Below are 6,566 nucleotides of genomic sequence, written 5' to 3'. Positions count from 1 at the left end.
TTTAGGTTTGCATACTACCTATGAGGGATTGAAATATATTTCAGCAATAACTTTTAACACCTTTTGTTTGAAAAAATGTTGCGGTATTATTTAATTGACTTTTTTACTTATATTTTTCTTCATATTTTTACATGCAATATAAGGAACATTATATTGCATAAGGAGATTTAGAATAAAAAAAGCCTGTTTTTACCTAGATAAATTTACATACAAAAGAAATTTCGACTATATTCTGTTATGTTTGTTCAACACTTTTGTTTATCATCCCAAACTAAACATTGACTAATTAACAAAAATTGATAAAATAATGATGATTAGAATTTTGACATGGGAGGTAGATTATGAAAATATACTATTTTAAAAATGATAATTGTTCAGTTTGCGCAGCTGTGTTACCCAAGGTCATGAAATTGTCTGAAGATTACGATATTGACTTTGAAATAATTGATGTCCTTGAAAACCCTGAATTTGCTGGTCAACATCTTGTTTTAACTGTACCGACAGTATTAATTATGGAAAATGGGCAGGAACTTGCAAGGTTTGCCCGCAATTTCAGTATTTCTGATATTTCCTCTTTTATTGACAGATATCTTGAAGTTTCAAAAAATTGATTAGAAATGTTTTATTAAAATCTTTGATATGAACTTATCTGTAGCTATTCTTCTAATAATTGAATAAGAAAGTTTGTTGGTAACCCCTGGAATACACAAGGGGTTATTTTTTTCGTATGCTTTAATTGCATTATTTACAACTTTGTTTACGTTCATCATTAATTGGTTTTGATTTTTCATGTTTGCTCTTTCAAAAAATCTAGTTTTTGTTTTTCCAGGAGCAAGACACATAACGTGAACGTTATACTTTTTCATTTCTGCCCAAAGAGCCATTGAAAAATTGTATACATATGCTTTTGTTGCAGCGTATACCGTAAAATGTGGAATTGGAAAAAATCCTGCTACTGATGCTACATTGATTATTCCTCCTTTTTTCTTTAATGCAAGTTTTTTAGAAAAATGATGTGCAAGAGAAGTTAAGGTTATTATATTGACCGAAATCATTCTATTATATACATTTAGATCTCCTTCAATAAATTCACCATACCAGCCAAAACCAGCATTATTTATTAAATGGTCTATTTCATAGTGCTTTATGGTATCTAGAAATAGATCTATATCACTGGAAAGATCAAAAGAAATAATCTCAAGTTTAATATCTTTAGATATATGTTTTATATTTTTATAAATGTTATTTAATCGTTCTTGATTTCTTCCAACAATGATTAGATTTAAACCCTTACATGCTAGTTGGTAAGCAAATTCTTCACCTATTCCAGAAGAACCACCTGTAATTAAAACCCATTCTCCAGATTGAAATTTTGGCATATGATCCCCCCTTATTTGTCTTATATTCATTATATCAAATCTTGTGGATTGTTATTATACGAACATTTGATATTAATGGTATAATTTTTATAGACTCAATACAGTTAAACATGTTAGGAGTGGTAAATTGTTGATAGTCTCACTTGTTATTGTCTCATATTTTATTGGTTGGTTATTTTATGCAAACTATAGATTTTTATATCCTCGAAAATCAAAAAAAGTTTTTAAAGTTTCAATAATAATACCTGCTCGTAATGAAGAACTAAATATTGGAAAGTTATTAAAAAGTATAGGATTGCAAACATATCCTATACATGAAATAATAGTGGTAGATGATAATAGTACTGATAAAACAGCTGAAGTAGCTGGGGCTTTTGAAAATGTTAAGATAGTTTCTTTAAAAAATGAACCACCTGAGGGTTGGAATGGAAAACCTTGGGCCTGTTGGAATGGGTATCTAGCATCTACTGGAGAAATACTTTTGTTTATTGATGCAGATGTTGAACTTACAGAAAAAGCTGTTGAAAGTCTCATAGCTGAATATGAAAAGTATGGAGGGTTATTTTCAGTTTGGCCCTATCAAAGACTGGAAAAAAGGTATGAACATTTTAATTACATGTTCAACATATTTGCAGTTTCTTCAACAACTCTGTTAAAAGTTTTTGGAAAAGCAAAACCTATAGGTGCTTTTGGTCCTGTTGTTTTGACTTCTAAGGAAGATTATGAAAAAACAGGAGGACATTCTTCAGTTAGTTCCGAGATAGTTGAAGATTTAAGGCTTGGACAGGTTTACCTTGAAAAAGGGATAAAGGTAAATAATTATTTAGGTCATAATTTGATAAAGTTTAGAATGTATCCAAAAGGTTTGAAAGAACTTCTTGAAGGTACAACCAAAAATATGGCAGTTGGGCTGCAAAAAAGCAACTTTATTAATACGTTGTTGATTTTGGTTTGGTTTTTTGGAATACTTTATTCAATTCCCTTGAAACTTACCCCTTTTAAAATTTTACTGTATTTTAGTTATGTAATACAATTTTACTTAATGACTAGAAAAGTTGGTGACTATGATTTACTTGATGCATTGATTTATCCATTTTATTCGTTATTTTTTATTTTAACGTTGTTATGGTCGATATATAAAACTGTTTTTTTAAAAAAAGTTTCATGGAAAGGCAGAGAAATTATTGTGAAGTCTTCTACTAACGATAAGTAAAAACAATCACTTGCTTTGATACTCCTTTGAAAAATTTTGGTTGGGTGGGATTCATTTGGAATTTACGGTTAACGAGTTGATAACGTTGTTTTCATTGATCTTTTTAGCAGGTTTCGTTGATTCAATTGCTGGAGGTGGCGGTCTAATATCACTTCCAGCTTATTTATTTTTAGGATTACCTAGTCACAATGCTCTTGCAACAAATAAGTTATCTTCGAGCATTGGGACAACTTTAAGTACATTGAGGTATGCGAAAGGTAAATTTATAGTTTTCGAAGTTGCACTCTTTTCTGTTATTTTTTCTTTTGCTGGTTCGTTCATTGGTGCCAATTTGGCTTTGTTAGTTTCAGAAAATAAGTTAAAGGTTGTTATTTCCATTTTGATAGTAATGGCTGCTTTTTTGTTGCTTTTTCGAACTAATGATAGAGCTAAGAAACTTAAGCAAGGAGCGAGTCTTTCAAAAATTAAAAGAATATTAATTTCAAGTTTGATAGGTTTTTTAGTTGGTATGTATGATGGATTTTTTGGACCGGGAACTGGTACTTTTCTTATTATCTTATATATTAATTTTTTGTTTTTTGAACCGGTTAAAGCTTCGGGAACCGCCAAAATTGTCAATCTTGCATCTAATGTTAGTGCTTTGTTTGCGTTTATTTTAGAACACAAAGTGATTTATTCAATAGGTTTACCAGCAGCATTTTTTGGGATTTTGGGTAATTGGTTTGGCTCAGGTATAGCAATGAAAAAGGGAGAGCGGATTATTAAACCAGTTATTATTATTGTTTTATTTCTGTTGTTCATAAAGATTTTGAAAGATATTGTTTGATGAAATAAAGCGGCTAAAGAGGTATCTTAGCTGTTTAAATTATTATTATTATTTATTAAGGAGGCGTTTAAAATGAATATTGAAATTGAAAAGAAAATTGATAAACTTGTTGACGAGTATTTTGACGAAATGCTTGATTCACTAAAAAGAGTAATAAAGATAAAATCAGTTATGGGTACTGAAAAAGATAATATGCCATTTGGGGAAGGCCCAGCTAGAGCGCTTTCTGAAACACTCAAAATTTGTAAAGAACTTGGTTTTGAAACTCTGAATGTAGATAATTATGCTGGTCATGTGACATATGGAAATTCAGGAAAATTATATGGGGTATTAGGACATTTGGATGTTGTTCCAGAAGGTGACTTAGATAAATGGGAATCTGATCCGTATGAATTGACAATAAAAGAAGGGAAAATGTTTGGAAGAGGAGTTTCAGATGATAAGGGTCCAAGTATAGGTGCTTTATATGCTTTAAAGATTGTATCTGAAATTGTTGAAAATCCTAAAAACACAATAAGAATAATTTTTGGGACTAATGAAGAAAATGGCTCAAAATGTTTGAAATATTATTTTCAAAAACAACCATATCCTGATGCTGCTGTTACTCCAGATGGTTCCTTCCCACTTATATTTGCTGAGAAAGGAAATGTGACATATGAACTGTCAATTTCTTTAGATACAAATTATCATACAAAGTTATTAGAATTAGATGCTGGAACCGCTGTTAATGTAGTTCCAGAAATTTGTAGAGTTGTAATTGAAACTGAAAAGGTAAAGGAAATAGAATATGTATTGCAAAATCATAAAAGTAAATGTGGATTTGAATACAAAATAAACGAAAACAAAATCGAAATCAAATCTATTGGTAAATCTGCCCATGGTTCTACGCCAGAGCTTGGGATAAATGCAGCAGCATGTATGTTAGAGTTACTTACGAGAATTGACTTTGGCCCTGTTAATCAGATCATTGAAACCTTATATGAAAAACTTGGTAAAGATATAAATGGAAGAGGATTGGATATCTATGGTGAAGATAAAGTAAGTGGAAAATTAACATGCAATCTTGGAATTTTAAAACTTCAAGATAATTTATTAAGGGCATTTATAAACATTAGATATCCAATATTTTTTAATGTAGATATGATTACAAGACAGTTAAATGAAGCATTAAAAGGATTTACGATTGAAAGAAAAAGGCATAGCAATCCTTTATACATTCCGAAAGATAGTGATCTTGTCAAATTGTTATTAGATGTGTATCGAAATGTGACAAAAGACGAAAGTGAACCAATAGCAATTGGAGGAGGAACGTATGCACGTGCGGTGCCATATGGTGTAGCATTTGGTGCAACTTTCCCAGGAGAACAAACAGGTATGCATCAACCAAATGAGAATTGGTCCCTTGATTCTTTCAAAAAATTTGTAAGAATATATGCTAGATTGATGTATAGGTGGTTAACAGAGTGAAAAAGTAATTGTTGAAATTTTAAAATTATAAATATACCTTAACTTATAAAAATTGGTGTGCGGACGTGCACACCAATTTTTTATTGTACTAATTAAAGGACCAAATTCTATAGAAACTATCAATTGTACGGCGGTTTTGAGGATTTTATAACATTTAACAATTTCATTAGTTCTACCTTTGGTATTGATATTGTTAAGTTGTGTATAATTCCTATACCTATTTAAAGTTTCGTAAAAGAACCTTGTTTTTCTTCCAGGTTTAAGTATACGATACAAGTTTCTCTAATATTTCTTTTGGATTGTAAAATTGTTCTATCTAAGAAGCAGATATAATACCATCAAAAAAATTAGTAGTATATCAAATAAAGAATAAGACGTAAGTTTTTTGTAAGTTGATATTAAAAGTATTTTTGTTTAAAATAATTCGTTTTACGAATCACCGTTTATTTTCAAAAATAAAACCACTTTCAAAGATACAGATGGTAAATTATATATCGAATGCATTGAAAAGGTCTTAAAATCGAATTTAAAAATTAACGCCCGAAAATGGCTTGAATAAAGGGTTTTTGATGCATTGTTTAATATTTTCGAGAAATTTTTAGGACCATTTTCCTATAATGCAATATAAGAATGATTATATTGCATTATAAAATCAAAAAATTTTTGATAGGATTTTTCAAACAATAAAATTGTATTATTTCTAAAATGCTTTTATAAGTTCTGTTATTCAAAAAAACACCCCCAAAAAACTTTATTTGATAGTTTGGGGGTGTTTCCGTTTAATTGAGTTTTGAATTTTAATTTGTATTTATTACTGCACTACAATATTAATGTATAGATATCTTTTTATATTACCACTAGAAGCTTCGATTCTTAAATTATGAACACCAACATTAGCAGTTGAAGAAACACTGAGCGTTATAAGCAGAGAAATTGGGTTTAAGTCTTCTACAATTACTTGTGTAGGTGAAATGGTAATGTCATTTGAAGGAAGACCAGTCGAAACATCTTGTAGTTCTAAATTAATAGTTCCAGTAAAACCTGAATGAGGAGTTATGGTCAAGTGAGTTGTTGTAGCAGAATTAGTATTCAAAGTAAAATCGTAAGTTTCAATTGTAATATCGAAACCACCAGTTACATTCAAGGTAATGTATATAAACTTTTCGATGGTATTAGAACTATCATATGCTCTGATTCTTAAAGTATAAGTTCCTGGTGTAACAGAAGAATCAACAAAGACAGTTAATGTAAATGGTACAGATTGATTATCAGGTACATCAATTACGGACGGAGAAATTGATATACCAGTTGGAGCAATACCACCAGCTGCGTCTTGAAGTTCAAAATTGACTGCACCAGTAAATCCGTTTGTTGGAGTGATAGTCATACTAACAGATTGGGAACCACCTTGTTCAATAGTGAGATTATTTGTTCCAGTGGTTATACTAAACGAAGGATCGGGTATAACTTGACCGCTAGTTACATTCAAGGTAATGTATACAAACTTTTCAATGGTGTTGGAAGTATCGTATGTTCTAATTCTTAGGTTGTAAGTTCCCGGTGTGACAGATGAATCAACAAAGATTGTCAATACAAATGGTACAGATTGATTATCAGGTACGTCAATTACAGACGGAGAAATTGATATGCCAGTTGGAGCAATACCGCCAGCTGCATCTTG

6 protein-coding genes are annotated in these 6,566 nt (G+C 30.5%); 4 read left to right on the top strand and 2 right to left on the bottom strand.

Annotated elements, in window-relative coordinates; translation table 11 throughout:
- Positions 1–341: 341 nt before the first annotated feature.
- Entirely contained in the window at positions 342–611 is a 270-nt protein-coding gene (locus BUB65_RS08245; RefSeq protein ID WP_073074069.1) for a thioredoxin family protein, read from the top strand.
- Here the strand turns inward: BUB65_RS08245 and BUB65_RS08240 are convergent, their stop codons facing one another.
- Complete coding sequence (locus tag BUB65_RS08240; protein ID WP_073074066.1) at positions 612–1,379, bottom strand: SDR family NAD(P)-dependent oxidoreductase; 768 nt, start codon at positions 1,377–1,379, stop codon at positions 612–614. It abuts the gene before it with no gap.
- A gap of 127 nt (positions 1,380–1,506) precedes the next feature.
- Here BUB65_RS08240 and BUB65_RS08235 point away from each other — a divergent pair, with 127 nt between their 5' ends.
- From BUB65_RS08235 to pepV, 3 genes are all read left to right on the top strand, one after another.
- Positions 1,507–2,592, top strand: a complete 1,086-nt coding sequence (locus BUB65_RS08235) for a glycosyltransferase family 2 protein (RefSeq protein ID WP_200773549.1) — start codon at positions 1,507–1,509, stop codon at positions 2,590–2,592.
- Positions 2,593–2,647: 55 nt separating this feature from the next.
- A complete protein-coding gene (locus BUB65_RS08230) occupies positions 2,648–3,418 on the top strand; it encodes a sulfite exporter TauE/SafE family protein (protein WP_073074064.1) in 771 nt (256 codons plus the stop codon).
- Positions 3,419–3,490: 72 nt separating this feature from the next.
- Positions 3,491–4,885 (top strand): dipeptidase PepV, encoded by a 1,395-nt coding sequence (gene pepV / locus BUB65_RS08225; RefSeq protein WP_073074061.1) that lies wholly within the window; start codon positions 3,491–3,493, stop codon positions 4,883–4,885.
- Positions 4,886–5,696: 811 nt separating this feature from the next.
- On the opposite strand, the gene BUB65_RS08365 is transcribed toward pepV, so the two are convergent.
- A partial coding sequence (locus tag BUB65_RS08365; protein ID WP_200773548.1) for a COG1361 family protein occupies positions 5,697–6,566 on the bottom strand: 870 nt, incomplete at its 5' end.

The sequence above is a fragment of the Thermosipho atlanticus DSM 15807 genome (genome assembly GCF_900129985.1).
Taxonomy (GTDB): Bacteria; Thermotogota; Thermotogae; order Thermotogales; family Fervidobacteriaceae; genus Thermosipho_A; species Thermosipho_A atlanticus.
Note: the sequence above shows the minus strand (reverse complement) of the source record. Positions and strands in the feature narration are given on the sequence as shown.

Excerpts from the sequence above, each read along its gene's own strand:
- BUB65_RS08245 (WP_073074069.1), top strand. The coding sequence starts at position 342 with ATGAAAATATACTATTTTAAAAATGATAATTGTTCAGTTTGCGCAGCT.
- BUB65_RS08240 (WP_073074066.1), bottom strand. The coding sequence starts at position 1,379 with ATGCCAAAATTTCAATCTGGAGAATGGGTTTTAATTACAGGTGGTTCT.
- pepV (WP_073074061.1), top strand. The coding sequence starts at position 3,491 with ATGAATATTGAAATTGAAAAGAAAATTGATAAACTTGTTGACGAGTAT.